The organism is Streptomyces sp. SID5643, from assembly GCF_009872555.1.
In the GTDB taxonomy this organism is placed as follows: domain Bacteria; phylum Actinomycetota; class Actinomycetes; order Streptomycetales; family Streptomycetaceae; genus Streptomyces; species Streptomyces iakyrus.
This window is the reverse complement of sequence record NZ_WWIC01000111.1, coordinates 1-25,510: the sequence shown is the minus strand read 5'-3', so window position 1 is coordinate 25,510 and position 25,510 is coordinate 1. Positions and strand designations below refer to the sequence as shown.

24 protein-coding genes are annotated in these 25,510 nt (G+C 72.6%); 9 read left to right on the top strand and 15 right to left on the bottom strand.

Translation table 11 applies throughout. The features are described 5' to 3' along the window. Positions 1-58: 58 nt before the first annotated feature. The gene (gene tatA / locus GTY56_RS14370; protein ID WP_161365744.1) at positions 59-274 is read right to left on the bottom strand and encodes a Sec-independent protein translocase subunit TatA; all 216 of its coding nucleotides are present in this window, start codon (positions 272-274) and stop codon (positions 59-61) included. A 77-nt stretch (positions 275-351) separates the two neighbouring features. Here tatA and GTY56_RS14365 point away from each other — a divergent pair, with 77 nt between their 5' ends. Then, entirely contained in the window at positions 352-1,902 is a 1,551-nt protein-coding gene (locus GTY56_RS14365) for an LCP family protein (protein ID WP_161365743.1), read from the top strand. Here GTY56_RS14365 and mgtA read toward each other — a convergent pair. Then, the gene (gene mgtA, locus GTY56_RS14360) at positions 1,889-4,396 is read right to left on the bottom strand and encodes a magnesium-translocating P-type ATPase (RefSeq protein ID WP_161365742.1); all 2,508 of its coding nucleotides are present in this window, start codon (positions 4,394-4,396) and stop codon (positions 1,889-1,891) included. The two genes, GTY56_RS14365 and mgtA, sit on opposite strands and share 14 nt — an antisense overlap. Then, on the bottom strand, positions 4,386-4,733 hold the full coding sequence (locus GTY56_RS14355; RefSeq protein WP_161365762.1) for a metalloregulator ArsR/SmtB family transcription factor: 348 nt from the start codon (positions 4,731-4,733) through the stop codon (positions 4,386-4,388). The genes mgtA and GTY56_RS14355 overlap by 11 nt, the downstream gene beginning before the upstream one ends. Positions 4,734-5,267: 534 nt before the next feature. On the opposite strand from GTY56_RS14355, the gene GTY56_RS14350 reads away from it, so the two are divergent. The 5 genes from GTY56_RS14350 to GTY56_RS14330 all read left to right on the top strand — a co-directional run bounded on the left by GTY56_RS14350 (position 5,268) and on the right by GTY56_RS14330 (position 10,259). Next, complete coding sequence (locus GTY56_RS14350) at positions 5,268-6,272, top strand: substrate-binding domain-containing protein (protein WP_161365741.1); 1,005 nt, start codon at positions 5,268-5,270, stop codon at positions 6,270-6,272. Positions 6,273-6,463: 191 nt separating this feature from the next. Next, positions 6,464-8,881, top strand: coding sequence for a sensor histidine kinase (locus GTY56_RS14345; protein WP_161365740.1), 2,418 nt, complete (start codon positions 6,464-6,466; stop codon positions 8,879-8,881). 14 nt (positions 8,882-8,895) lie between these two features. Continuing rightward, positions 8,896-9,327: a roadblock/LC7 domain-containing protein gene (locus GTY56_RS14340; RefSeq protein WP_161365739.1), complete on the top strand. Its 432-nt coding sequence runs from the start codon at positions 8,896-8,898 to the stop codon at positions 9,325-9,327. A gap of 1 nt (position 9,328) precedes the next feature. Next, positions 9,329-9,688, top strand: a complete 360-nt coding sequence (locus GTY56_RS14335) for a DUF742 domain-containing protein (RefSeq protein ID WP_161365738.1) — start codon at positions 9,329-9,331, stop codon at positions 9,686-9,688. Then, the gene (locus GTY56_RS14330; RefSeq protein WP_161365737.1) at positions 9,675-10,259 is read left to right on the top strand and encodes a GTP-binding protein; all 585 of its coding nucleotides are present in this window, start codon (positions 9,675-9,677) and stop codon (positions 10,257-10,259) included. The genes GTY56_RS14335 and GTY56_RS14330 overlap by 14 nt, the downstream gene beginning before the upstream one ends. A gap of 48 nt (positions 10,260-10,307) precedes the next feature. On the opposite strand, the gene GTY56_RS14325 is transcribed toward GTY56_RS14330, so the two are convergent. The 6 genes from GTY56_RS14325 to GTY56_RS14300 form a co-directional block, all read right to left on the bottom strand. After that, positions 10,308-11,264 (bottom strand): ABC transporter substrate-binding protein, encoded by a 957-nt coding sequence (locus GTY56_RS14325; protein WP_161365736.1) that lies wholly within the window; start codon positions 11,262-11,264, stop codon positions 10,308-10,310. Positions 11,265-11,340: 76 nt separating this feature from the next. Further along, positions 11,341-12,006, bottom strand: a complete 666-nt coding sequence (locus GTY56_RS14320; RefSeq protein WP_161365735.1) for an ABC transporter permease subunit — start codon at positions 12,004-12,006, stop codon at positions 11,341-11,343. Continuing rightward, positions 12,003-12,719: an ABC transporter permease subunit gene (locus GTY56_RS14315; protein WP_161365734.1), complete on the bottom strand. Its 717-nt coding sequence runs from the start codon at positions 12,717-12,719 to the stop codon at positions 12,003-12,005. The genes GTY56_RS14320 and GTY56_RS14315 overlap by 4 nt, the downstream gene beginning before the upstream one ends. Continuing rightward, positions 12,716-13,840, bottom strand: coding sequence for an ABC transporter ATP-binding protein (locus tag GTY56_RS14310; RefSeq protein ID WP_161365733.1), 1,125 nt, complete (start codon positions 13,838-13,840; stop codon positions 12,716-12,718). Before GTY56_RS14310 ends, GTY56_RS14315 begins: the two co-directional genes overlap by 4 nt. Positions 13,841-13,919: 79 nt before the next feature. Then, positions 13,920-15,377 carry an ATP-binding protein gene (locus tag GTY56_RS14305; RefSeq protein WP_161365732.1) on the bottom strand — a complete coding sequence of 486 codons (1,458 nt, stop codon included), beginning with the start codon at positions 15,375-15,377 and terminating at the stop codon, positions 13,920-13,922. Further along, entirely contained in the window at positions 15,374-16,072 is a 699-nt protein-coding gene (locus GTY56_RS14300; RefSeq protein WP_161365731.1) for a response regulator, read from the bottom strand. The genes GTY56_RS14305 and GTY56_RS14300 overlap by 4 nt, the downstream gene beginning before the upstream one ends. Before the next feature lie 209 nt (positions 16,073-16,281). On the opposite strand from GTY56_RS14300, the gene GTY56_RS14295 reads away from it, so the two are divergent. From GTY56_RS14295 to GTY56_RS14285, 3 genes are read left to right on the top strand one after another with little or no spacing between them, the layout of a single operon-like run. After that, positions 16,282-17,568, top strand: a complete 1,287-nt coding sequence (locus GTY56_RS14295; RefSeq protein WP_161365761.1) for a ferredoxin reductase family protein — start codon at positions 16,282-16,284, stop codon at positions 17,566-17,568. Positions 17,569-17,581: 13 nt separating this feature from the next. Next, positions 17,582-17,992: an FMN-binding protein gene (locus GTY56_RS14290; protein WP_161365730.1), complete on the top strand. Its 411-nt coding sequence runs from the start codon at positions 17,582-17,584 to the stop codon at positions 17,990-17,992. Positions 17,993-17,996: 4 nt separating this feature from the next. Continuing rightward, positions 17,997-18,788 (top strand): FAD:protein FMN transferase, encoded by a 792-nt coding sequence (locus GTY56_RS14285; protein WP_161365729.1) that lies wholly within the window; start codon positions 17,997-17,999, stop codon positions 18,786-18,788. Here GTY56_RS14285 and GTY56_RS14280 read toward each other — a convergent pair. From GTY56_RS14280 to GTY56_RS14255, 6 genes are all read right to left on the bottom strand, one after another. Beyond that, entirely contained in the window at positions 18,713-19,651 is a 939-nt protein-coding gene (locus GTY56_RS14280) for a Dyp-type peroxidase (RefSeq protein ID WP_161365728.1), read from the bottom strand. The genes GTY56_RS14285 and GTY56_RS14280 overlap by 76 nt on opposite strands. 132 nt (positions 19,652-19,783) lie before the next feature. Further along, positions 19,784-21,841 (bottom strand): beta-galactosidase, encoded by a 2,058-nt coding sequence (locus GTY56_RS14275; protein ID WP_161365727.1) that lies wholly within the window; start codon positions 21,839-21,841, stop codon positions 19,784-19,786. Positions 21,842-21,868: 27 nt separating this feature from the next. Further along, on the bottom strand, positions 21,869-22,687 hold the full coding sequence (locus GTY56_RS14270) for an ABC transporter permease subunit (protein WP_161365726.1): 819 nt from the start codon (positions 22,685-22,687) through the stop codon (positions 21,869-21,871). Then, positions 22,684-23,625 (bottom strand): carbohydrate ABC transporter permease, encoded by a 942-nt coding sequence (locus GTY56_RS14265; RefSeq protein ID WP_161365725.1) that lies wholly within the window; start codon positions 23,623-23,625, stop codon positions 22,684-22,686. The genes GTY56_RS14270 and GTY56_RS14265 overlap by 4 nt, the downstream gene beginning before the upstream one ends. 88 nt (positions 23,626-23,713) lie before the next feature. Further along, entirely contained in the window at positions 23,714-25,066 is a 1,353-nt protein-coding gene (locus tag GTY56_RS14260; RefSeq protein ID WP_346345490.1) for an ABC transporter substrate-binding protein, read from the bottom strand. Positions 25,067-25,086: 20 nt separating this feature from the next. After that, positions 25,087-25,510: substrate-binding domain-containing protein (locus tag GTY56_RS14255; RefSeq protein ID WP_161365724.1), on the bottom strand; the 424-nt coding region annotated here is incomplete at its 5' end.

Sequence of the window (25,510 nt, the reverse complement as noted above, 5' to 3'; positions counted from 1 at the left end):
CGTTTCCGCAAAGTCCCGCCTGCCCCGCGGGCGGACGACGGGACTTTGCGGACACGACCTAGCCGGGGTCGACCGGCGCGGTGGACCGGTTCCGCTCGCCGGGTGCCGCGCCCGAACCGCTCTCCTCCTTCAGCGCCTTGGCCTCGCTCTTGAGGATCCGCATCGAGCGGCCCAGCGATCGCGCCGTGTCCGGCAGCTTCTTCGAGCCGAACAGGACGATCACGACGATCGCCACGATCAGCAGATGCCAGGGCTCCAGTCCGTTGCGCAGCACGTCATGCCCTCCCTCTCGCCAATAGTTGCTACATTGCGCAACTGTACAACCCCCGGGCGAGAGGCAAGCAGACGCCGATGACGGTCACCAGCAATCGGAGGACGGACCCGCCGCGGCGCCGGAGCGGGGGCGCCGCCCACAGCAACCGGGGCGCCCCGCGCGATCGCAGGCGCCGGCGCGGCCGCCGCCGCGGCATACGCACCGCCCTCCTGGTCACCCTGGCCCTGCTCGTGCTCGCCGTGGGCGGCGCCGGCTGGCTGTACCTCGAGCTGGACGGCGACATCAGCACGTTCGACTCCGGCGGCCTGTCCGACAACCGCCCCGACGCCGGCTCCTCGAAGGGCGAGAACGTCCTGGTCATCGGGTCCGACACCCGAACCGGCGGCAACGACGCGCTGGGCGGCGGCGACAAGGACGACGTCGGCCGCTCGGACACCGCCTTCCTGCTGCACGTCTACGCCGACCACCGGCACGCGATCGCCGTCTCCATCCCCCGCGACACACTGGTCACCGTCCCGCCCTGCAAACTCCCCGACGGCACGTGGACCAAGGCCCAGCCGGACACGATGTTCAACGCGGCCTACTCGGTCGGCCAGACGCCGAAGGGCAACCCGGCCTGCACCCAGAACACCGTCGAGCAGCTCACCGGGCTGCGCGTCGACCACACCGTCGTCGTCGACTTCAAGGGCTTCGCGGACCTGACGGAGGTGGTGGGCGGGGTGAAGGTGTGCCTGCCGCAGGACGTCTACGAGAACGACCTCGATCCGCATCTCACCGCCCCGGGCAAGCTGCTCTTCCGCAAGGGGGAGCAGACCGTGGCGGGGCAGAAGGCACTGGACTACGTCCGGATCCGGCACGGCATCGGGGACGGCTCCGACATCGGCCGGATCAAGCGCCAGCAGGCCTTCGTGGCAAGCCTGCTCAAGGAGGTCAAGAGCAAGGGCCTCACCCCCACGAGGCTGTTGCCGCTGGCCGACGCCGCGACGAAGTCGCTCACCGTCGACCCCGGCCTCGGCTCAGCCGACAAGCTGATCTCCTTCGCGATGTCCCTGAAGGACATCGACCTGCACAACACCAAGTTCGTCACCGTGCCCTGGCGTTACCAGGGGTCGCGGGTGGCGATGGTCCAGCCGGACGCGGACGCCCTGTGGGCCGCACTCCGGTCCGACCGCACGATCGACGGCGAGAACGCCGGCGGCACGAAGACCGGAGCCGGTTCCGGTGCCACCGCCTCCCCCACGCCGGTCTCCGGTGCGGGCATCGACGTCGCCGTCTACAACGGCACCGCCGTTCCCGGCCTGGCCGCCCGCGCCGCCGCCGAACTCACCGGTGACGGCTTCACCGTCACGGACACGGCGACGGCGGCCGGCCAGGACCACACCATCACGCTGGTCGAGTACGGGCCGGGCCTGGAGGACCGGGCCAGGACCGTCGCGCGGGCCTTCCCCGGGGCCGAGCTGCGGTCCGTGACGGGCAGTGGGATCAGTGTCGTCCTCGGGCGGTCCTACGCCGACAGCCCGGCGGCGGGCGCATCCGCCTCTCCTGCCCCCTCGGCGGTGCCGTCCGAGGTGGCCGACGGGGCCCGCTCCGCGGACGACAACCCCTGCTCGAACCTCACCTACGGCTGACGGGCCGGTGCCGGGCCCGGACCGCCGCCAGGGCCAGCGCGTACAGGCCGAGGACGACGGCGGGCAGCAGGCAGTACACGGCGGGCAGGGCCGTCATGCCGAGGGCCGATCCGAGGGGGCTCGGCGGGAGCAGCACGCCGACGGCGGCGAGACCGGCCGCCGCCAGGCCGACCGGGCCCGGCACACGGCCCGGTCCGCCGCCCCGGCCGGTGCGCAGGAGCAGCATGACCACGGCCTGGGTGAGCAGGTTCTCGGTGAACCAGGCGGAGTGGAACACGGCCTCGTCGTCCACGGCGGCGTCCGGGCCGTGCAGCGCCAGCGCGAGGACGGCGAAGGTGGCGAGGTCGGCCAGCGCGTTGAGCATCCCGAAACCGACCGCGAAGCGGAGGAACGAGCGCGGTCTCAGCACCGCCGGGCCACGCAGGGCGGCCGCGCCGGGACGGTCGTGGGCGAACGCCAGCTGGGCGGCGTCGAAGCACAGGTTCTGCGCGAGCACCTGGGCCGGGAGCATCGGCAGGAAGGGCAGGAGCAGCCCGGCGGCGAGCATGGCGACGACGTTGCCGAGGTTCGAGGAGAGCGTGACGCGCAGGTACGAGGCGATGTTGCCGCTCGCGTGCCGGCCGGCCGTGACCGCGTGGCCGATCGCCGTGAGGTCCTTGTCGGCGAGCACGACGTCGGCGCTCTCCCGTGCCACGCCGACGGCGGAGCGGGGCGCGATGCCGACGTCGGCCGCGCGCAGCGCGGCCACGTCGTTCACGCCGTCGCCGAGGAAGCCGACGGTGTGCCCGGCGGCCCGCAGGGCCGTGACGAGGCGGGCCTTGTCCTGCGGGGTGCAGCGGGCGACGACGGTCGCACCGCCGGGTCCGTCGGGGAGGTGTGCCGCGGTCCGTACGTCGCCGGGGTCCAGGCCCAGGTCACGGCAGGCCCGGGCCGCCGTGGCGGGGTGGTCGCCGGTGAGGACCTTGACGGTGACGCCGCGTCCGGCCAGTTCGCGCAGGGCTTCGGCGGCGGTGGGGGCGAGGGCGTCCCGGAAGGTCACCAGGCCCTGGAAGTCCAGGCCCCGGGGGTCGGCCGTACGGGCCCCGCGGTCGCCGGCGGGGCGGTCGGCCGTGGCGACGGCCAGCACCCTGAGTCCGGCGTCCGCCTGCCGGGCGGCGAGGGCGAGCAGCCGGTCGCGCTCGCCGGGTGCGGTGGCGCAGCGTTCCAGGACGGCTTCCGCCGCGCCGGTGACGACGACGGTGTGCCGCCCGAGGTCGCCCCGGACCACCGCCGCCGCCCACCGCCGTTCCGGGTCGAACGGCACGGCGTCCACCCCGTCGTACTCCTCGCCCACCGGCCCGCCCGCCTCCAGCAGGGCCTCGTCGAGGGCGTCGGGTGCGGGCAGTTCGGCGAGCTGGAGGGTCCACCAGGCGCCCACGGCGGCCCAGCGCAGCACCTCGGGGTCGTCCCGGCCGGCCGCGTCGAGGGCCCGTGCGACGACGGGGCGGTCCTGGGTGAGGGTGCCGGTCTTGTCGACGCACAGCACGTCGACCGCGCCGAGGTCGTGCAGGGCCGGCAGCCGTTTGACGATGACGGCATGCGCGCGGGCGAGGCGGGCGGTGCCGCGGGCCAGGCAGGTCGTGACGATCACCGGCAGCATCTCGGGTGTCAGCCCGACGGCGACCGCGACGGCGAACGGCAGGGTCTCCAGGCCGCGGTCGCGCAGGGTCGCGTTCGCCATCAGCACGAGCGGCGGCGTGAGCAGCATGAACCGGATCAGCACCCAGGAGATGCCGTGCACGGACCGGTCGAAGGCCCCGCCCTCCCGCGGCGCGGCCGGGGTCCGGTGGGCGGCGGCGAACCGTGTCGCGGCGCCGGTCGCGACCACGACGGCGGTGGCGCCGCCGGCGGCGACCGTACTGCCCTGGAAGCACAGCCGGCGTTCGTCGGGATCGTCCTCGTCGCCGGCCCGCTTCGCCACCGGCGCCGACTCCCCCGTCAACGCCCCCTGGTGCACCGTGAGTCCACGGGCCCGGAGCAGTCGTACGTCCGCCGGGACCAGGTCACCGGGGCCGAGCCGGAGCACGTCGCCGGGGACCAGTTCAGCGACGGGCACCTCCCGGGGTTCCGGCGGCTCGTCGGGTCCGGGACGCCGCAGCACCGTGGCGGTCCCGGCGACCAGTTCGCGCAGGGCCGTCAGGGACCGGTCGGCCCGGTGCTCCCCGCCGGCCCGGAGCGCGCAACTGACCGCCACCAGGGCGAGGATCACCACGGCGGTGCCCCACGAGGCGACGGCGGCGGACACCAGGCCGAGGCAGAGCAGTACGGCGGTGAAGGGATCGCGCAGGGCGCGTATGCAACGGCGGTGCCAGGGCGGGGTACGGCGGTCCGGCAGGGTGTTCTCGCCGCAGGCGGCCAGCCGCGACGCGGCCCGGGCCTCGGTCAGCCCCCGGGGGCCCGACTCCAGCCGCCGCAGCACCTCCAGGGTGGTGCCTCCGGCGGTCTCAGAGGCCATGGAGGCGGCGGCGCGCCGGTGCCGCGCGGTCCGAGAGCCGGTCCACCAGGAGGTGTACGACCTCGACGACGTCGGGGTCGTCGACGTAGTACACCTGCCGGCGTCCCTCGCGGCGGGAGCGCACGAGTCCGGCCAGCTTCAGCTTGGTGAGGTGCTGGCTGACCGCGGGCAGCGCGCCGCCGACCCGCTCGGCGAGGCCGGTCACGTCGCTCTCGCCGCCGGCCAGCGCCCAGACGATGTGCAGGCGGGCGGGCGAGGCCAGCAGGCCGAAGGCCTCGGCCGCCCGGGCGAGCACGTCCGCGGAGGGGTCCTCGAAGCCACCACCGGCTGCCGCCACCGTCACCCGCCCTTTCCGTCGCCTCCGTCGCCCTGCGCGCCGCCCCAGTCTAGGCGGGCCCTCCAGGCCACCGGAGCAAGCGGTTCCCTCCCCCGCGGGCCCGGGGTGGTGGAATCGCGCGCGGCGGCCGACTGCCCTCTGTGAGGATCAGTCGAGCATCGCAAGGCACGCGGAGGCGGCGGTGTTTCGCGGGGTCCCGGTCTGGCGGAACCCGGCGTCGGCCAGGTCCACAGCTGGTGTCCGAACCGCACGGACGGTACGGAAAGCGGAGGTGAGAGCAGCCGGGACGAGAACATCGCGCCGTACGGGACGGTGGCGCGCAAGCCGTAACCGGAATCCCGCCGTTCGACCGGTCGGACAGATCATCACGATGCGGCAGCATCACCTCACGGCATGTGGCCGCTCACTTGACGACCGGTGGTCACACACGGTTGGCTCCGGGCCAGCGAGAGTCATCAGGCCGGTGCACATCCAGCCGCCCCGCACGCACTCTCACCCTGCTCTTGCTCGGCTGCACAGCGAGGTCCGCCCCTCATGAACACTCCTCCCCCGCCGCACGCTCCCGTGAGACGCACCCGGGTCGCCGCCCTGGCGTCCGTCCTGTGTCTGCTGGTGTCCGGTTGCTCCGTCCTCGGCGCGGCCGACGACGGCACGGACGCGGCGGACGGAGCCGGCGGCGGGATGAAGGTCACCCTGGTGACACACGGCGGCAAGGGCGACGCCTTCTGGGACCTGGTCCGCAAGGGAGCCGAGGCGGCGGCCGCCAAGGACGGCATCGACCTGACGTACGTCAGCGACGCCGACCCGGCCGCGCAGGCCGATCTGGTGCGGGACGCCGTGCGCGCCAAGGCCGACGGCATCGCGGTGACCCTCGCCAAGCCGGCCGCGATGCGCGGCCCGGTCGCCCGGGCCAAGGCGGCCGGCATACCCGTCGTCGGGCTCAACTCCGGCATCGACGCCTGGCGGTCGACCGGGCTCCTGGAGTACTTCGGCCAGGACGAGTCCGTCGCGGGCCGGGCCGTCGGCGACAAGCTCGACGCCTACAAGGCCCGGCACGCCCTGTGCGTGGTGCACGAGCGGGGAAACGTCGCGCTGGAGGCACGCTGCGCCGGGGTGCGCAAGACCTTCCAGGGCGAGACCGACAACCTGTACGTGGACGGCAGCGACATGAACGCGGTCACCGCCACGATCGCGTCCCGGCTGCGCCAGGACTCCAGCATCGACGAGGTCGTCACCCTGGGCGCCCAGCACGGGCTCGGTGCCGTCAAGGCGGTGCGGCAGTCCGGCAGCCGGGCGAAGGTCGCCACCTTCGACCTCGACAAGGACCTCGTCAAGGCGGTCCGGGACGGCGAGGTGCAGTTCGCCGTGGACCAGCAGCCGTACCTCCAGGGCTACCTCGCGGTGGACGCCCTGTGGCTGTACCGGACCAACGGCAACGTCAGCGGTGGCGGGACGGCCCCGGTGCTCACCGGCCCCGCGTTCGTGACCAGGTCGAACGTGTCCGCCGTGGCGCGGTTCGCGGCCGCCGGGACCCGGTGACCGGACCCATCCTGTGATGGTGTCGCCAAAGATTCGTTCAGGCCCGGCCCGCAGGCCCACTTGTACGGATAACATCCTGCGCATCCCATGTGCCGTGCCCGGGACGGCACCACCCCCGCGCCCGTCCCCCACATCCCCCGACCGCTCCGCCTTCCCGTTCCCCACCCCCCGCTGATCGCCCTAGGACGACGATGTCTCGACGGACAGGTGCCCGGCGCCGCCTCGGTTCCATACGCCTCTCCCTGGTGCTCCTGGCCCTCGTGCCCAGCGTCACCCTCGCCGCCATGTGGGGCGTGACGACGATCCAGATGTTCTCGGAGGGCCTCAGGCTGCGCGACCAGACGGAGCTCAGCCGCTCGACCGGCGCCATGGGCACCGACGCGACGCTCGCGCTCCAGCGGGAACGCAGTCTGTCGGCCGCCTGGCTGGCCTCGCCGAAGGGCTCCCGGGCCGCGCTGGACGCGCAGCGCGAGGAGACCGACAAGGCGGTCGCCAAGCTGGTCGGGCAGGCGGACGCGATCGCGAAGGCACCCTCGCGCATATCCGACCGGCTGTACTCGGTGCTGGGCTCGGTGGGCAGCCTGGAGTACTACCGGGACCAGGTGGACGACCCGACCGACATCACCGCGCAGCAGGCGCTGGACCAGTACTCCTCGATCATCGACGACCAGATCCACGCCTTCCAGGAGCTGTCCCAGGTCGACGACGGCGACCTCACCTCTCAGGCGGGCCCGCTGGTCGGTCTCGAGCACGCGGCGGAGCTGGTCTCCCGCGAGGACGCGCAGCTGACCCTGGCGTGGCCCGCCGGGCATCTGGACGACACGACGTGGACGCAGTTCACGGAGCTGGTGAACACCCGGCGCTGGCTGGTCAAGGACCAGGTCGTGCCGCAGCTGACGGGCAGCGCCAAGGCGGAGACCGAGCGGATCCTGGCGAGCCGGGACTGGCAGACGCTGCAGTCCGTCGAGGACCAGGTGCTGGCGTCGCGCAACACGAGCACCGCCTCGGACCGGATCGCCCTGCCGGACGCGCAGCAGCGGTGGTCCGGTGCCATGGACACGCTGTCCGAGCAGTACGCGGGCCTCATCCAGCAGCAGACGACGGAGCTGCTCCGGCGCAGCGCCGACAAAGCGGACGCCCTGCTGCTCAAGGCGGCGCTGCTGAGCGCCGGCGGGCTGCTCGCGCTGCTGCTGTGCGTCGGCATGTCCTGGCGGATCACCCGGTCGCTGTCCCGGCGGCTGCGCGGCCTGCGCCGGGCCGCCGTCAGCCTCGCGCAGGAGCGGCTGCCCGACGTGGTGGCGCGGCTGGAGCGGGGCGAGACGGTCGACCCGGAGGCGGCGACGACCGAGCTGGACTACGGCCACGACGAACTCGGCCAGGTGGCCCGGGCGTTCAACACCGCCCAGCGCACGGCCGTGCACACCGCGGTCGAACTCGCCGACACCCGGCGCGGCTTCCAGAAGATCATCCTGGGCATTGCGCGGCAGAGCCAGAACCTGGTCAACCTCCAGCTGAGCAAGCTCGACACGCTGGAGCGCGAGCACACCGACCCCGACATCCTCAAGGGCCTGTACGAACTGGACTCCACCGCCAGCCAGTTGCGCCGCTACGAGGAGAACCTCGTCATCGTCAGCGGTGAGCGGCCCGGCCGCAGCTGGAGCGAGCCGGTCGCGCTGATGGACATCCTGCGCAGCGCGGTCGGGGAGGTCGCCGAGTACCAGCGGGTGGAGGTGCTCACGGAGGAGGAGGTGTACGTTGCGCCGCCCGCGGTGGCCGACGTCATCCATCTGCTGGCCGAGCTCATCGACAACGCGACCGCGTACTCCCCCGCCCCGGGCCCCGTCACGGTGCGGGCCCAGATGGTGGCCAAGGGTCTGGCCGTGGAGGTCGAGGACCGCGGACTCGGCATGTCGGAGGAGGACTACGCGTCCTTCAACGAACAGCTGGCGGTGCCGCCGCAGTTCGACGTGGTGGCGCTCGCCGACGACCTGCGCCTCGGCATGTTCGTGATCGGCCGCCTGGCCCACCGGCACGGCATCGCCGTCACCCTGCGCTCGTCGCCGTACGGCGGGACCACGGCGATCGTGCTGGTGCCGCACGAGATCGTGGTGCGGGAGGCCCCCGGTGTCGCCGTGAAGGACGGCGACGCCCCTGAGGACGAGAAGGTGGCGATGGGCGGACGGGATGCGACGGACGCCGAGCGGGGTGAGGCACCCCGGCCGGCCGAGGCGTCCCGGGGGGCGGAGCGCGCCGCCGCACCCGCCCCGGAGCCCCGGCCCCTCGTCGCGGCCCGCACCGCCTCCGCCGCCCCCGCACCGGCCCCCCGCGAGGTCGTCCCCCGGCGGGACGGTCTCGCCCCGCTCCCCCGCAGAGTGCCGCAGACCAGCCTGGTGGAGGAGTTGCGCGAGGAGTCCGTGCCCGCCGGTGACGACGGCTTCCTCGACGACTTCACCGCCGAGGCCGCCGCCTCCTCCCTGGCCGGTTTCCAGCGCGGCACGCTCCGGGCCCGTGACGACGACGCCGAGCCGCCCCACGACGAGGAGGCCGCCGCGGTACCCCGGCAGGCCGCCGCCGGTCCCGTCCCCTCGACTCCGCCCGCCGACCGCTGACGAAGGACACCGCAATGACACGCCCCATCCCCGCCACGCACACCCAGCTCGACCAGCTGCTGACCGGACTCGTGGAGCGGGTCGCCGACGTGAACCAGGCCGTGGTGCTGTCCGAGGACGGCCTGGTGGTCAGCAAGTCCACCGGATTCCTGCGCGACGACGCCGAGCGCCTCGCGGCGACCGCCTCCGGGCTGATGAGCCTCAGCAAGGGCGTCAGCATGGACTTCCGGGGCGGCCCGGTGCGCCAGGCCCTCATCGAGATGGCCAACAGCTACCTGATCCTGACCTCCGCCGGTCCCGGCGCGCATCTGGTCGTGCTGACCGGGCCGGGCGCGGACGTCGGGGTGGTGGCGTACCAGATGAACATGCTGGTGAAGAAGATCGGCGAGCACCTCAGCGCGGCACCGCGGGGCACGGCCGGACTCGTCGTCGATCCCGGCGTGTGAGGTGACCGTAGGTGATCCGGCGGGCCGGCTCGTCCGGCTGTTCGCTCTGACCGGCGGCCGGACCCGCCCCAGTCGCGCCGACTTCACGCTCATCTCGACGGTCACGGCGGTCGATCCGCCGCCCGTCACGGCGGCGCGGTGCCAGCCCGAGCACACCCGGATCCTGCGGCTGTGCGCCGAGCCGGTCGCCGTGGCGGAGCTGGCCGCCCGGCTCGACCTGCCGGTGAGCGTGGTCGTCATCCTGCTGTGCGACCTGCTGGAGGCGGGCCGGATCACCGTCCGCCCGCCGCGCCCCGTCTCCCGTACCACTCCGGACCTGGACCTGCTGCAGAAAGTGAGGGACGGCCTTGGCCGGCTCTGACCTTGCCACTGACGCGTCTTCGGCACCCGACACGGTCAAGATCCTCATCGCCGGGGGCTTCGGCGTCGGCAAGACCACCCTGGTCGGGTCGGTCAGCGAGATCGTCCCGTTGCGCACCGAGGAACCCCTGACCATGGCCGGTCTGGGCGTGGACGACCTGGACGGCATCGAGGAGAAGCGGGCCACCACCGTGGCCCTGGACTTCGGCCGGATCACCATCAGCCGGGAACTCGTGCTGTACCTGTTCGGCACGCCGGGGCAGCAGCGGTTCTGGTTCATGTGGAACGACCTGGCGCTCGGCGCGCTCGGGGCCGTGGTCCTGGTCGACGTGCGCAGACCCGAGTGCAGCTTCGCCGCGATCGACTTCTTCGAACGCCGCGGCATCCCGTTCGTCGTCGGCGTCAACGGCTTCCACGGCGAACACCCGTACCCGCCCGAGGACATCAGGGAGGCGCTCGCGGTGCCGGAGCACGTGCGGGTGCTGTTGTGCGACGCCCGGGACCGGGAGTCGTGCCGGGACGTGCTGATCGCCCTGATCGACCAGTTGATCGCGTCGGCGGTGCAGGCGTAGCGGCCGGCCCGGGCGGTCGCCTGCCCGGGCCGGTGAGACGTCAGTGGGTCAGCTCAGGCCCGCCGACTTCAGCCACGCCGTGGCCACGTCCAGCGGGTCCTTCTTCTCCAGCTGCACCTGCGCGTCCAGCTCCAGGAGCGTCTTGGTGTCCAGCTTCGCGGAGACCGCGTCGAGCGCGTCGACGCCCTTCTGGGAGAGGCCGTCCTTGTGCACCAGCGGGGTGACGTTGGCGAACCCGAAGAGGTTCTCCGGGTCCTTCAGGACGACGAACTTCTCCTTCACGATGGTGGGGTCCGTGGTGAAGATGTCGGCGGCCTGGACGGTGTTCCTGGTGAGCGCCGCCTGGGTCAGCGGTCCGCCCGCGTCGAGCGCCTTGAAGGACTTGAACTCCAGGCCGTACACGGACTTCAGGCCCTCCAGGCCCTGGTGCCTGGTCTGGAACTCGGGCGAACCTCCGATCACCAGGTCCGGAGCGGCCTCCTTGAGGTCCGCGAGGGTGGACGAGGAGGTGAGCTTGTACTTCTTCGCGGTCGCGGCGTTGACGGTCACCGAGTCCTTGTCCTCGGCGGGCGAGGACTTCAGCAGCGTCAGCTTCTTGTCGAGCTTGGCCTTGACGGCCTCGTTCACCGCCTCGGCGGACTTCTGCTCGGCCTTGGGATCCAGGTAGGCGAGCAGCGAGCCGTTGTACTCCGGCAGCACGGTGACGGAGCCGTTCTTCATCAGGCCGTACGTCGTCTCGCGGCTGCCGATGTTGTGCTTGTACGTGACCTTGATGCCCTTGGCCTTGAGGGCCTCGCCGTAGATGTCGGCGAGCAGGGTGCTCTCGGCGAAGTTGTTGGAGCCGACGACGACGGTGCCCGCCTTCGCCTTCTCGCCCGCCAGGGGGTCGTCGGAGGTGTCGCCGGACGAACAGCCCGCGAGCAGTGCCGCAGCGGCGGTGAGCGCGGCGACTGCCGCGCCGGTGTGCCTCGTCCTGGACCGGCTGCTCTTCGCGGTAGAAGTCATTCACCGATCCAATCCAGCCGCTTCACGATCAGTCAAGGGACGCTTGATTACGGTTCCTTACAGAATCGTCGGGACGTCAGCGCCGGCGCACCCCCGGTGACACGGCCAGGCGGCCCACCGCCCAGAACACCGCCAGCGTGACGAGGGCGAGGACGGCCACGAGGGTGGCGCCGCCGACCACCTTCTCGTAGTTGCGCTGGTAGAGCCCGTCGACGATGTACCGGCCGAGGCCGCCCAGGCTGACGTAGGCGGCGATGGTGGCCGTCGAGACGATCTGGATGGCCGCCGAGCGCAGTCCGCTCAGGATCAGCGGCAGCGCGACGGGCAGTTCGACCTGGAAGAGGATCCGCGACTCGTGCATGCCCATGCCGCGGGCGGCGTCCACCGGGGACGGGTCGACCGTGCGGACGGCCTCGTAGGTGGTCACCAGGATCGGCGGCACGGCGAGGATGACCAGGGGGATCATCACGGGCAGCAGCCCGAAGCCCATCACGATGACGATCAGCACGAGCAGACCGAAACTGGGCAGCGCGCGGGCCGCGGTGGCGATGAACGCGAGGGCGTTGCCGCCCCGCCCGGTGTGCCCGGTGACCAGGCCGACGGGCAGGCCGATCGCGGCGGCGAGGGCCAGCGCCAGAACCGAGTACCGGACGTGTTCGAGCAGGCGTTGCGGGATGCCGTCGTAGCCGTGCCAGTGGGCGCTGTCGCTGAAGAAGGCGTTGACGAAGTTCAGTACGTTCACCGGGTCACGTCCTGGGGGGCGGGCAGCTTCCGCCGGGTGCTCGGCTTCGGGCGCCTGCGGGTGCCGTTGGGCATCCACGGGGTCAGCACGACGCGGAGCAGCACCAGCAGGGCGTCGCACAGGATGGCCAGGACGGCCGTCGTGATCACGGAGTTCACGGCCAGCTCGGGCCGGTCGTACTTCTGCGCGTCGGCGAGCAGGTTGCCGAGGGCGCCCTGGTTGCCGATGAGGGTGCCGACGCTGACCAGGGAGATGCTGGAGACGGTGGCGACCCTGAGCCCGGCGATGATGGCCGGCACGGCGATCGGCAACTGCACCTGGAGGTAGCGGCGTACGGGCCCGAAGCCCATGGCGGTGGCCGCGGCCAGGGTCTCCTGCGGCACGGACCGCACGCCGTCGACGATGGCCGGCACGAGCACCACGAGGCTGTACACGGCCAGCGGGATCATCACGGTCAGCTCGGTCTGGCCGGTGTAGTCGATGAGGACCACGAAGAAGGCCAGCGACGGGACGGCGTAGAGGATGGTGGTGGCGCCGAGCACGGGCGGGTAGAGCCAGCGGAAGCGGACACAGAGCTGGGCGAGCGGCAGCGCGAGCAGCAGGCCGGCCAGCACGGGCAGCAGGGCCTCGCGCAGGTGCAGTCCGATCAGGCCCTGGTAGCTGTGCTGGAGGTCGCTCGGGATGTCGAAGAAGCCGTCGAAGAGGCCGTTCACGACGCGGCCTTGGCCTCGTCGGCGTGGCCGCCGGCGTGGGCGCTGCGGATCGCCTCGCCGATGGCCGCCTGGGAGACCACGCCGGTGACGCGGCCGGTGCCGTCCACGGCGACGGCGTGGCCGGCCGGGGAGAGCACGGCACTGTCGAGGGCGGCCCGCAGGGAGTCGGTGCCGGGGACGAAGGGCCGTCCGTGCGGGACGAGCCGGTCGGTCCTGATGTCACCGGCCGTCAGGTCGTGCCGCTCACCCCAGCCGAGGGGTCGGCCGTCGGTGCCGGTGACCAGCAGCCAGCGTTCGCCGGTGGCGGCGAGCTGCTCGGCGGTGGCGTCGGCCGGGACCACCGGGCCGGTGGTCAGCGGGAGGTCGGCGGAGGGGAAGAACGACAGCCGCCGGATGCCGCGGTCGGCCCCGAGGAAGTCCTCGACGAAGGCGTCGGCGGGGCTGGACAACAGCTCTGCCGGGGGCGCGTACTGGGCGAGGTGGCCGCCCTCGCGCATCACGGCGACCATCGTGCCGAGTTTGATCGCCTCGTCGATGTCGTGGGTGACGAAGACGATGGTCTTTCCCAACTCGTCCTGGATGCGCAGCAGTTCGTCCTGGAGCCCCTTGCGCACCACCGGGTCGACCGCGGAGAACGGTTCGTCCATGAGCAGCACGGGCGGGTCGGCGGCGAGCGCCCGGGCCACGCCGACGCGTTGCTGCTGGCCGCCGGACAGCTGGTACGGGTACCGCTTGGCGAGCGCGGCGTCGAGGCCCACGCGTTCCATCAGCTCCGCCGCCCGGGCCCGGGCCTTCTGCTTGCCCCAGCCGAGCACGCGCGGCACGGTGGCGATGTTGTCGAGGATCGTGCGGTGCTGGAAGAGGCCGGCGTTCTGGATGACGTAACCCATGGAGCGGCGCAGGGTGGTGACGGGCCGGCGCTGGATGTCCTCGCCGTCGAGGAGGATGGTGCCCTCGCTCGGTTCGACCATCCGGTTGATCATCCGCAGGGTGGTGGTCTTGCCGCAGCCGGAGGGTCCGACGAGGACGGTGATCGAGCGGTCGGGTATCTCCAGGGAGAGCCGGTCGACAGCCACCGTGCCGTCCGGATAGCGCTTGGTGACTGAACCGATCCGTATCAAGGCGCCGGAGCCCTTCGGTTGGCGGAAGCGTTGGCCATGGTCGTACGGGCTGTTTCCGGACGAGTCTAGAGGGCGCCTCTCACCGTTCCGCGGGGTGGACGCCCGGCGCGGGCAGACGCACCGTGAACACCGTCGCTCCCGGTGCGCTGTTCAGCTCGATGCGGCCGCCGTGGGCGCGGACCAGGGACTGGGCGACCGCGAGCCCCAGGCCGCTGCCGCCACGGTCGCGACTGCGGGCCTTGTCGACGCGGTAGAAGCGGTCGAAGACCCGGGCCCGGTCGTCGGGCGGGATGCCCGGCCCGGTGTCGGCGACCCGCACCTCGGCGGCGCCGGGCAGGAGGGCGACCTCCACCGACACCTTCGTCCCGGCCGGGGTGTGCACCGCCGCGTTGGTCAGGAGGTTGTCGACGACCTGCCGGATGCGCAGCGGGTCCATCGGCAGCATCACCGGCCCCGGCCCCGCGAGGACGGTCAGCGGATGGTCCGGGCGCCCCGCACGGAAGGCGTCCGCGGCCTGGCCCACCAGGTCCACCAGATCGGCGTCCTCCCTCCGCAGCGGCGCCTCCACCTCCGCAGCGTCCAGCCGGGCGAGCAGCAGCAAGTCGTCCAGGAGGACGCCCATGCGGGCGGCCTCGGCGCGCAGCCGGGCCAGGTGCCGGTCGCGTTCCTCGGGGGCGTTGGCGGCGGCGTACTGGAAGAGGTCGGCGTAGCCGCGCACCGACATCAGCGGGGTGCGCAGCTCGTGCGAGGCGTCGGCGACGAAGCGGCGCAGCCGCTGCTCGGCCTCGGCGCGCACGGCGAGGGAGTCGTCGATGTGCTCCAGCATCGTGTTGAAGGCGGTGCGCAGTTCGTCCACCTCGGGCCCGCCGTCCCGGCCGTCGGCGCGCAGCGGCAGCCGGGCCGCCGACTCGGTCAGGTCGTGCGAGGTGATGCCGTGCGCGGTGGACGCCATGTCGCTGAGCGGCTTCAGGCCGCGGCGCAGCATCCGGCGGCCGAAGACGACCAGCGCGAGGAGCGCGAGGGCGAAGGTGACGACCTGGATCGTGATCAGCTGCCCGACGGTGTCCTCGATGTCCTCCAGGGGAGCGGCGCTGACCAGGACCACTCCCGGTTTCACCTGACAGGCGCGCAGCCGGTAGGAGCCCGCGCCCCTGAGGTGCTCGGTGCGCAGGAGTTCGGTGTGCGCGGCGGTCTGCGCCCGGGCCAGGGAGGTGAAGTCGTCGACGTCCTCCGGCAGGTCGGCCGGGTCCTCGGGCCGGCGGAGCTCGGTCTTGCCGTCCGACACGTCGTACACGGCGTAGAACCAGCTGTAGTACTTCTTGCCCGAGAGGGTGCCGTAGTCCGCGATGCTCTTGGACTGGGCGATCTGGGCCTGGGCGAGCTGGGTGTCGAGCTGGGCCGACAGGTAGTCGCGCATGTACGTGGTCAGGGCCGTGCCGACGACGGCGAAGACGACCAGGGACAGGGCGCCGAGGCCGAGGGCCATCCGGGTTCCCAGGCGCATCCCCCGGTAGGCCCGGCGCAGCCGCGCGATCACTCGGCGGCCCGGCGCAGCACGTACCCGAACCCGCGCACGGTGTGGATGAGCGGCGATCCGGCCTCGTCGGTCTCGTCGAGCTTGCGGCGCAGCCGGCTGACCACCAGCTCGACGACGTTGGAGCGGCCGCCGAAGCCGTACTCCCACACGTGGTCGAGGATCTGCGCCTTGGTCAGCACGGTGGGCGACTTGCGCATGAGGTAGCGCAGCACCTCGTACTCGGTCGGGGTCAGCGACAGCAGCCGCTCGCCGCGCCGGACCTCCCGGGTGTCCTCGTCCATGGTCAGGTCGCCGACCTGGAGCACGGACCGCTGGAAGGCCGGCCCGGCGCTGCGCCGCAGCACGGTCCGCAGCCGGGCCATCAGCTCCTCCACGGCGAACGGCTTGACCAGGTAGTCGTCGCCGCCCCGGGTCAGGCCCGCGACCCGGTCGGCGACGCCGTCGCGGGCGGTGAGGAACACCACCGGCACCATCGTGCCGGAGGCGCGCAGCCGGTCCAGGACGCCGAAGCCGTCCACACCGGGCAGCATCAGGTCGAGCACCACGATGTCCGGGTGGAACTCGGCGGCCCGCCGCAGTGCGTCCTCGCCGGTGTACGCCGTGACCGCGTCCCAGCCCTCGTAGCGGGCGACGGTCGCGACGAGATCGGCGATGGGCGGGTCGTCGTCGACGACGAGAAGTCGTACTTTCTCCACGGGCTCATAGTGCTGCACGGGCCCGGCGCCGCCATAGCCGCGTGCCCTCCCGCCGCGGGATCGATAAAAACTTGAAAGTTGAGCGACAGCTTCCCGACAGCTCCCCCGCGCCAAGCTCGGTATCCCAGGAGCCGATCAAGGAGCTGCCGACCGTGACGACCCTCCGACAACCGCCCGTGCCGACGACCCGTCCCGGTGTGCGCCCCAGAGTGGTGGGCCGCGCCGGCCTGTACGCGGTGCTGGTGGCGAACGCGGTCGTGGTGGCCCTGTTCTTCGCGCAGGCCGGTTTCGCCTCGAACGCGCTGATCGTGCTGGGCCGGCTGACCGGGCTGTACGCGGCGCTGCTGATGGCGTTCCAGCTGCTGCTGGTGGCACGGCTGCCCTGGTTCGACCGGCGGATCGGGATGGACCGGCTGACGTCCTGGCACCGCTGGACGGGCTTCTCGGTGCTGTGGCTGCTGCTGTCGCACGCGGTGTTCATCGTCTTCGGCTACGCGCAGGCCTCGTCCCTGGACCCGGTCAACCAGCTGGTGGACCTCGCCGAGACGGTCGAGGGGGTGCTGCGGGCGATCGTCGCGCTGGCGATCATCCTCGTGGTCGGGGTGGTCTCGGCCCGCTCCGCGCGGCGCCGGCTGGCTTACGAGACCTGGCACTTCATCCACCTGTACACCTACGTGGCGGTGGTCCTGGCGTTCACGCACCAGGTCGCGGCCGGGACGACGTTCGCCTCGTCCCCGGTGGCGACGGCGTACTGGTACGCCCTGTGGGGCGTGGCCCTGGCCTCGGTGTTCACCGGCCGGCTGGTGCTGCCGCTGTGGCGCAACCTGCGCCACCGGCTCCGGGTGACGGCCGTCGTCCCGGAGAACGACGACGTCGTCTCGGTCTACATCACGGGCCGTGACCTGGACCGGCTGCCCGCGCGGGCCGGGCAGTTCTTCCTGTGGCGGTTCCTGACGAAGGACCGCTGGTGGCAGGCGAACCCGTTCTCCCTGTCCGCCGCCCCGGACGGCCGCACCTTGCGTCTGACCGCCAAGCGGGCCGGTGACGGCAGCGCCGCCCTGCGGCACCTGAAGGCCGGCACGCGCGTCTTCGCCGAGGGCCCCTACGGGGCCTTCACCACCCTGCACCGCACCCGCCCCGACGCCGTGCTCATCGCCGGCGGCGTCGGTGTCACGCCGATCCGGGCCCTGCTGGAGGAGCTGCACGGCCACGCGGTCGTGATCTACCGGGTGGCCACCGACCAGGACGCGGTGCTCTACGACGAGCTGCGCGATCTCGCGCGCGCCCGGGGCGCCGAACTGCACCTGGTCACCGGCCCGCCGGTGCCGGACCGGCTGGCGCCGCGGGAGCTGGCCCGGCTGGTGCCGGACATCGCCGAGCGGGACGTCTACCTGTGCGGTCCGCCGCCCATGATGAACGCGGTGCTCGGCAGCCTGCGCGAGCTGGGCGTGCCGAAGCCGCAGACCCACTTCGAACGCTTCAGCCTGGCCGGATGACGAGGAGAGATCCATGAAGCGAGCCCTGCCCGTCCTCGTCCTGAGCGTCGCCGGTCTGATCCCGGTCTGGCGCTACGCGCCCTCGCACGACACCGGTCCGGCGCCGGCCCCCGCGCAGGCGGCGCCGGCGTCCACTCCCCCGGCCTCCTCGTCGGGCGGCACCACGACCACCGTCGTGGCGGGGTCGCTCGTCGACACCGAGAAGGGCCCGGTGCGCGTCGAGGTCACCTTCGACGGCGACGAGATCGCCTCGGTGCGGATGCTCCGGCAGCCGGACCACCCGCAGACCACCGCCGCCGTGCCGAAGCTGATCGAGGAGACGCTCCGGGCGCAGAGCGCCGACATCGACACGGTGTCCGGCGCCACGGTCACCAGCGACGGCTACAAGGAGTCCCTCCAGGCCGCGCTCGACGCGAAGGGCTGACGGGATGCGGCGCGTCGAGCACGTCATGGGGTTCCCGGTGTCGGTGCGGATCGACGACGAGGACTTCCCCGGGGCACCGGTGGACGCCCTGTTCGCCTGGCTGCGCGAGGTCGACGCGCGGTTCAGCCCGTTCCGCGCGGACAGCGAGGTGTCCCGGCTGGACCGGGGCGAGGTGCGCGAGCCGAGCCCGCAGCTCCGCGAGGTCCTGGACCTGTGCGAGGAGTACCGGATCGCGACCGGGGGCGCCTTCGACGTGCGCCTGCCCGGCCGCGGCCTCGACCCCTGCGCCGTGGTGAAGGGCTGGTCGGTGCAGAAGGGGGCGGAGCTGCTGACGGCGGCCGGGGCGAGGCGGTTCTGTCTCAACGCGGGCGGCGACGTGATCGCCTCCGGCGGACCCTGGCGCGTCGGAGTGCGCCACCCCGAGCGGGCCGACCGGCTCTGCGCGGTCCTGGAGCTCACGGACCGGGCCGTCGCGACCTCGGCCCGCTACGAGCGCGGCGACCACATCCTCGACGGCCGGACCGGCCGCCCGGCGACGGGGCTGCTCGGCGTGACCGTCGTGGCCCCGACCCTGACGGAGGCGGACACGGTCGCGACGGCGGCGTTCGCGCTCGGCGTGGAGGGCGTCGCGTGGGCGGCTGCCCGGGAGCACTGCGAGGTGTTCGCGGTGGACGCCGGGCGACGTGTGCTGCGCAGCGCCGGGTTCCCCGTGGCGGAGGATCAGCCGTCGGGCAGCGCCCCCAGGAAGTCCGACGGCGGGATGAAGAACAGGCTGCCGGTGACGGCGCGCGAGTAGTCCAGCAGCGGGTCGGGCCCCGCGCCCGGGCCGCCCAGGAACATCTTGCGCAGCATCGTCTCGGGTATTTCGGGGGTGCGCGCGTAGGCAACGAAGTACGTGCCGAACTCTCCGTGTCCTGGCCTGCCGAACGGCATGGCCGAGCGCAGTATCCTCCGCTCCGCGCCGTCCGGGCCGAGGACGGTGTTGACGTCCTTGTGCGAACCGGGCGCGTCGAGTTCGAGGTTGGTGAGCTTGGTGCGGCCTATCACCTTCTCCTGGGCCTCGACGGCGAGGGCGTCCCACGCGTCCACGTCGTGCAGGTACTTCTGCACCACCGCGTAACTGCCGCCCCGGAAGGCGGGATCCTCCTCCCCGACCAGCGCCGCGTCGGCAGCGGCCGGCCCGACCGGGTTCTCCGTGCCGTCGACGAAGCCGAGCAGGTTGCGCGAGTCGAAGCAGGAGAAGGCCTGCGTCTCGTCCCGCACGGTGACCGCCCCGCGCAGCCGCCGCACCAGTTCGGCGGCGAGCGCGAAGCACAGGTCGGTGCGGGCGGCCCTGAGGTGCAGGAACAGGTCACCGGGGGTGGACGGCGCGTGGTGCCGGGGCCCGGCCAGCTCGCGGAACGGGTGCAGCTCGGCGGGCCGCGGACCGTCGAACAGCCGGCTCCACGCCCGTGACCCGACCCCGGCGACGCAGCCCAGCCCGCCGTCGGGACTGGGGAAGCCGACGGAGCGCACCAGGCCCGCGAGGGAGCCCAGCACCTCCCGGACGGCGCTCTCCCCGCCGGGTGTGATCGTGGCGACCAGGAACACCGCGACCGACGCCGGCGGGTTCAGGACCGGTTGCGGAAGCGTCTCTCCCGAGGGCAGCGGTGACGTCATGGCTTCTCATCCCTTCGCCCGGACGGCACGGCCCGCCCGCTCCCCCTCCGGGACGGCGCGGCCACGCCCCAGACACGATGCCCAGCGAACCGGCGGCCCGAACTCCCCCGGGGCCGGGGATGGTTGTCGGTACTACTCCTCCGTCAGCACCTTGACGTCCCACGGCCCGAGCGGCACCGCGTCGGCGTACACGGCGTCCGACAGCACGTCCCGCAGGGCCGCCGGCACCGGTACGGACACCTCCTCCCACGACCAGTTGTGCAGGAAGCGCACCCGGCGGCCGTCCCGGGTGGTCGCCGAGGTCGCCGTGACGCTCGGGTGGGCCGGGCGCCAGGCGCCGTCGGGGGCGTAGCGCTCGAACAGGGCCCGGGCGAAGGCCGGGTCGGGCACGGTGCCGACGTAGGTGATGCGCCCTGCGCCGTGGCGGCGGGTGGTGGCGGCGGGCCAGCGGCCGAAGTGCGGATGCTCGTAGGCCGCCAGGGTCTCGGCGCCCCGCGGCGACAGCCCGTCCGCCCAGTGCAGGGCGTGCGCGCCGGGCGGAAGGGGGAGCGCATCCGTGCCGGTGACGGGCAGCGGGTCGCGCAGGTTGCTGAACTCGTCGTACGTCACCCCGGCCGCCTCGGCCAGCCGGCCGGGCTGGAGATCCGTGCGGGCCCGGGCCTCGGTGTCGCCGTAGCCGGTGCGCGGGCCGAGGACGAGATGCCCGCCGGCCTCCGCGTAGGCCCGAAGCCGGTCGAGGACGGTGTCGTCGGCGGCGTAGTAGGCCGGGACGACCAGGAGGGGCGGCAGGTCGCCCGCGTCCGGGAGCTGCCCGGGGTGCAGGATGCGTGCCTGGAGCCCCGCGTCGAACGCGCCCCGGTAGAACGCGTCGAAGATCCTCTCGTAGGAGCGCCCGTCCGGTCCTCCGTCCGCCGCGGCGAGCGGCGGCTGCCCCTGGAGCGCCCACTTGCTCGGCCCGTCGTACAGGAAGGCCACGTCGGCGTCCGGGGTGAGGGACGCGGCGACGGCACCGGCCCGTTCCAACTCCGCTCCCAGTCGGGCGAGTTCGCGGTAGACACGGCCGGGGCGGCCGTTGTGCGGGAGTATGCCGCCCCAGTACGTCTCGGCACCGAAGTGCAGGGTGTGCCAGTGCCAGTACTCGATCATCGAGGCGCCCCGGGAGATCAGCGCCCAGGCGGCCTGGCGCCACTGCCCGTCGTAGGCGGGGCGGTTGTCCCACGGCCCGCCGATGGCCTGCGCGTTTGTCTCCGTGACCAGGAACGGCTCCTGGCGGGAGGAGTACATGCGGTCGGCGCTGCGGTACAGCGCCCAGGTGCCGTTGGTCGTCCAGTCCTGCCCGCCGGCGCCGGTGCCCGGCAGGGCGAGGGCGTCCTGCATCGTGTAGTACGGGTTGCCCGCGGTGACGTCGAGGTGCTCGGTGAGCCGGTCGTCCTCGACACCCCGGCGGTCGTAGGAGATGCACGTCGTGACGAACTGGCCGGGGCCGGCGTACTCGCGCACGATGCCGGCCTGCCAGGCGATGAACTCGGTGGTGAGCCGGGCCTGGAAGCGCCGCCAGGCGAGGTCGTACTGCGGCTGGGCGTTGCCGTCCGGGGTCCACAGGTCGGCCCAGGTGGACAGCCGGTGCGACCAGTAGACCAGGCCCCACTCGCGGTTGAGGGTCTCCACGTCGCCGTAGCGCTCGCGCAGTTCGTCGGTGAAGCGCTGGAAGACGCCGTGGTTGTGGAAGAGGTGCAGGCCGGGTTCGTTGTCGACCTGCCAGCCGATGACCGCGGGGTGACCGGCGTACCGTCCGGCGACCTTGCGGATGATCCGCTCGGCGTGGAAGCGGAACGCCGGGTGCGTGAAGTCGGCCTCCTGCCGGGCGCCCCAGCCGATGCGCTCGCCCGTGCGGGACTCCCCCGCGATCTCCGGGTACTGCCGGGCCAGCCAGGGCGGCACCGCGTAGGTCGGCGTCCCGAGGATCACGGAGATGCCCCGCTGGTGGGCGCCGTCCAGGACCGGCTGGAGCCAGTCGAGGTCGAAACGCCCGTTCTCCGGCTCCCAGGTGGACCAGACGGACTCCCCGACCCGGATGACGGTGAAGCGGGCCTCGGCCATCAGGTCGAGGTCGTCCTTGAGGCGGTCGCACGGCTGGTACTCGTGGTAGTAGGCGGCGCCGAACAGGACGCGCCGGGGCAGCTCGAACATGCTTCTCCTGGTCGTGGGTTGGGGGGTTCAGCCCTTGACCGCGCCTGTGGACAGTCCTTCGAGGAGCTGCTTGCGCAGCAGCACGAAGAGGGCGACGGCGGGCAGGACGGCGAGGACGGCTCCGGCGAGCACGAGGTCGTACTGCCGCTGCTCCGACACGAACAGGGTCTGCAACCCCAGCGGCAGCGTGTACTGGGAGCTGTCGGACACCAGCACGAGCGGCCACAGGAAGCTGTTGTAGCTCTGCAGGAACTGCCAGACGCCGAGAGCGCCCAGCGAGGGCCGCAGCAGGGGCAGCACGATGGTCCGGAAGATGCCGAACTCGCTCGCCCCGTCGATGCGGGCGGCCTCCAGCACCGAGTCCGGGACGGACTGCACGATGTACTGCTGCATCATGAAGATCCCGAACGCGGGCGCCACCCACGGCACGATCAGCGCGAACCAGGGGCTGCCGAGCCCGGTCTTCACCAGGATCACGAACAGCGGCACGAGGATCACCGCGAACGGTATCGACAGCGAGCTGAACATCACGTCGAACAGCAGCCGCCGGCCCGCGAAGCGGAACTTGGCGAAGGCGTACCCGGCGAGCGCGCACACGAAGACGGACACGAGGGTGGCGACGACGGCCACCACGGTGCTCATCAGGAACCAGCGGCCGAAGGGCTGCTCGGTGAGCAGCGTGCGGTAGTTGGCCAGGGTGAAGGGGTCGGGGACGAGTTCCGGCGGGTGGCCGAAGATCTCGCCGCGGGGTTTGAACGAGCCGCTCAGCGCCCACACCAGCGGGGCGAGGAAGCCCACGCACAGCAGGGCCAGGAAGACGTGGAGCGGCATCCGGGCGCGTGTCACGAAGCGGCCCTCCCGATGCCGAGGAGACGGTTGAAGAGCCGGCTGAGACCGAAGACCAGGACGAACAGCACGACGGCCGCCGCGGCGGCGTAGCCGAACTGCTGGCGCTGGAAGGCGGCCCGGTAGATGAACATGGTCACCGAGAGGGTGGACTCGGCCGGCCCGCCGCCGGTCAGCAGGTACGGCTCCTCGAAGATCTGGGCCGCGCCGATGAAGGAGGTGACGACGACGAACGCCGTCACCGGTTTCAGCGCGGGCAGGGTGACGGTGGTGAAGGTACGCAGCCGCCCGGCCCCGTCCAGGGCCGCGGCCTCGTACAGCTCCCGGGGCACGTTCTGCAGCCCGGCGAGGAAGAAGACGGTGAGGTAGCCGGTCCAGCGCCACAGCATCACCAGGGCGATGCTCACCCTGGCCAGGTCCGGATCGCCGAGCCAGTCGACGCCGCCGGAGCCGAACAGGGCGCGCAGCACGGCGTTGGCCAGCCCGAACTGCCGGTCGAAGACCAGTCCGAAGATGAGCGCGACGAGGATCGGGGAGACCACGATCGGCACGAAGTAGGCGGTCCGCCACAGGTCGCGCACGCACAGGCCCCGGGTGTTGAGGGCCTGGGCGATCAGCAGGGCGAGCGGCACGACCAGACAGAGGGCGACCAGCACGAACACGCCGGTGTTGCCGAGGGCCCGGTGGAAGCTGATGTCGGTGACGAGCAGCCGGTAGTTGCGCAGCCCGACCCAGCGCGGCGGCCCGAGCCCGACCCACTCGGTGAGACTCAGCCACAGCGAGACACCGACGGGGGCCAGCATGAACAGGACGTAGAGGAGGTAGAAGGGCGAGACGAAGAGGTAGGGCGCCCAGGACCGGCGGGGTCCTCGCACCTCACCTTTCGTGGCGCTGCGCGCGCGGGCGCTACCGGGCGGCCCGGCAACGGTGGTGGTCATGTGGGTCTACTCCCAATCCGCCGAGTCGGTAGGCGCCCTCAGGGGCGCGGGGAACTGCTCGACAAGCCACGACCAGGCCGCGGACGAATCACCGCCCGGCCTGGTCACGAAAATCCGCAGCCGTCCGTTTCAAGGCCTGACGCGGCGACAGATCCCCGTGGTACGCCCGCAGCAGATTCCCCCCGAGCACGTCATAGAGAATCGACTGGTCGGCGCTCTGGTGAAACGCCGGCACCTCCGGCAGCAGCGACCGGTACAGCCCGAACAGCCGCTGCCCGCCGCAGAACTCGTCCTCGTACGCGCCCAGCCGCGCGTCCTCGTACACCGACCGCCGGGTGGGCAGATACCCGGTCTCGGTGAACCGCCGCACCTGGCCCTCGTGAGTGAGCCAGGTCCTGAAGAGGAACTCCGTCGCCGCCCGGGTGTTCGCCTTGCCCTCGACGACGCCGAAACCGGTGCCTCCGAGCGCGGCGGTCACCCCGCCGCCCCCCGCGAACCGCGGCAGCGCCCGCACCCGCCACGCGCCCTTCTGCTCGGGCACGTTCGTCACCAGGCCGAAGTTCTTGTACCAGATGGCCATGGGCAGGCCGATGACCCGGCCCGTCTTCAGCGCGGTCTGCATGCCCGCCCCGTAGTAGTCGGACACCTCCACGACGAAGCCGCTGCGCAGCCCCTCGCACAGGAACCGCAGCACCTCCTCGGCCTCCGGCGAGTCCAGGACGAGCCTCCCGTCGGCGTCAAAGAAGGCGCCGCCGCGCTGGTAGAGCAGCATCTGGAAGGACTGCACGACCTGGCCCGGATCGCTGCCGACCGTGGAGACGACGCACATCGAGGCCCCGTGGCGCCGGTGGACCCGCGCACCGGTCTCGGCGAACTCCTCCCAGGTGCCGAGGTCCTCGGGCAGGCCGTACTTCTCGAAAAGGTCCCGGCGGTGGAAGTACACGACCATCGGGGTGTCGGAGTCGAAGGCGTAGATGCGGCCGTCCCTGCTGAAGGGGGCGGTGCGGGCCGGCAGCAGGTCCTCCTTCAGGCCGGGCACGGCCTCGATGTCGGGCGTGAAGTCGTGCAGCAGCCGCTCGGCGATGTCACCGCGCAGCATGCGCGGGAAGCTGCCGATCTCGAACCCGACGAGGTCGGGGGTGCCGCGTCCGGCGACGGCCTGGGCGAGCAGCTTGGTGACGATGTCCGGGGCGCCGGCGCGGGTGACCTTCAGGTGGTAGCGGAAGTCGCCGGCCCGGTCGGCCTCCGGGACGCCTTGGTCGAAGAACGCCTCGTAGCCCGGGTCGTGGGTCCACAGGCCGAGGGTGACGTCGCCGGAGGTGCGGGGCGTGGTGGCGGTGCCGCCGCAGGCGGAGAGCGCGGCGGCCGTGCCGAGGCCGAGGGCGCCGCGCAGCAGGGCGCGCCGGGTGGACGGGGCTGTTGCTGCCGGGAGGTACGACACGTGACTCCTCACGTGGTCGGCTACGGGCGGGAGCGGGCGGAGTCCGGTTCGCGTACCGGCCCGGTGGAGGCCCGTACGGTCAGCTCGACCGCCCGCTCGGCCGGTTCGGCCGGTGCGGGGCGGCCCTCGATCAGGGCGATCAGTACGTCGACGGCGCGGTCGGCGACGGCGGCGAGGTTCTGCCGGACGGTGGTCAGCGGCGGTACGAGGTAGGCGGCGGCGGGGATGTCGTCGTAGCCGACGACGCTCACGTCACCGGGGACGGCGCGGCCCGCGTCGGCGAAGGCGCGCAGGGCGCCGATGGCCATGTCGTCGTTGGCGGCGAACACGGCCGTGACGTCCGCGAGCCGGGCGAGCTGCCGTCCGGCGGTGTACCCGGCGGCCGGGCTCCAGTCGCCCGGTGACGGCAGCGGCGGCTCGGGCGCGCCGGCGGCGGCGAGGGCC

Excerpts from the sequence above, each read along its gene's own strand:
- GTY56_RS14365 (WP_161365743.1), top strand. The coding sequence starts at position 352 with ATGACGGTCACCAGCAATCGGAGGACGGACCCGCCGCGGCGCCGGAGC.
- mgtA (WP_161365742.1), bottom strand. The coding sequence starts at position 4,396 with ATGGCCTCTGAGACCGCCGGAGGCACCACCCTGGAGGTGCTGCGGCGG.
- GTY56_RS14350 (WP_161365741.1), top strand. The coding sequence starts at position 5,268 with ATGAACACTCCTCCCCCGCCGCACGCTCCCGTGAGACGCACCCGGGTC.
- GTY56_RS14345 (WP_161365740.1), top strand. The coding sequence starts at position 6,464 with ATGTCTCGACGGACAGGTGCCCGGCGCCGCCTCGGTTCCATACGCCTC.
- GTY56_RS14340 (WP_161365739.1), top strand. The coding sequence starts at position 8,896 with ATGACACGCCCCATCCCCGCCACGCACACCCAGCTCGACCAGCTGCTG.
- GTY56_RS14325 (WP_161365736.1), bottom strand. The coding sequence starts at position 11,264 with ATGACTTCTACCGCGAAGAGCAGCCGGTCCAGGACGAGGCACACCGGC.
- GTY56_RS14290 (WP_161365730.1), top strand. The coding sequence starts at position 17,582 with ATGAAGCGAGCCCTGCCCGTCCTCGTCCTGAGCGTCGCCGGTCTGATC.
- GTY56_RS14285 (WP_161365729.1), top strand. The coding sequence starts at position 17,997 with ATGCGGCGCGTCGAGCACGTCATGGGGTTCCCGGTGTCGGTGCGGATC.
- GTY56_RS14280 (WP_161365728.1), bottom strand. The coding sequence starts at position 19,651 with ATGACGTCACCGCTGCCCTCGGGAGAGACGCTTCCGCAACCGGTCCTG.
- GTY56_RS14275 (WP_161365727.1), bottom strand. The coding sequence starts at position 21,841 with ATGTTCGAGCTGCCCCGGCGCGTCCTGTTCGGCGCCGCCTACTACCAC.
- GTY56_RS14265 (WP_161365725.1), bottom strand. The coding sequence starts at position 23,625 with ATGACCACCACCGTTGCCGGGCCGCCCGGTAGCGCCCGCGCGCGCAGC.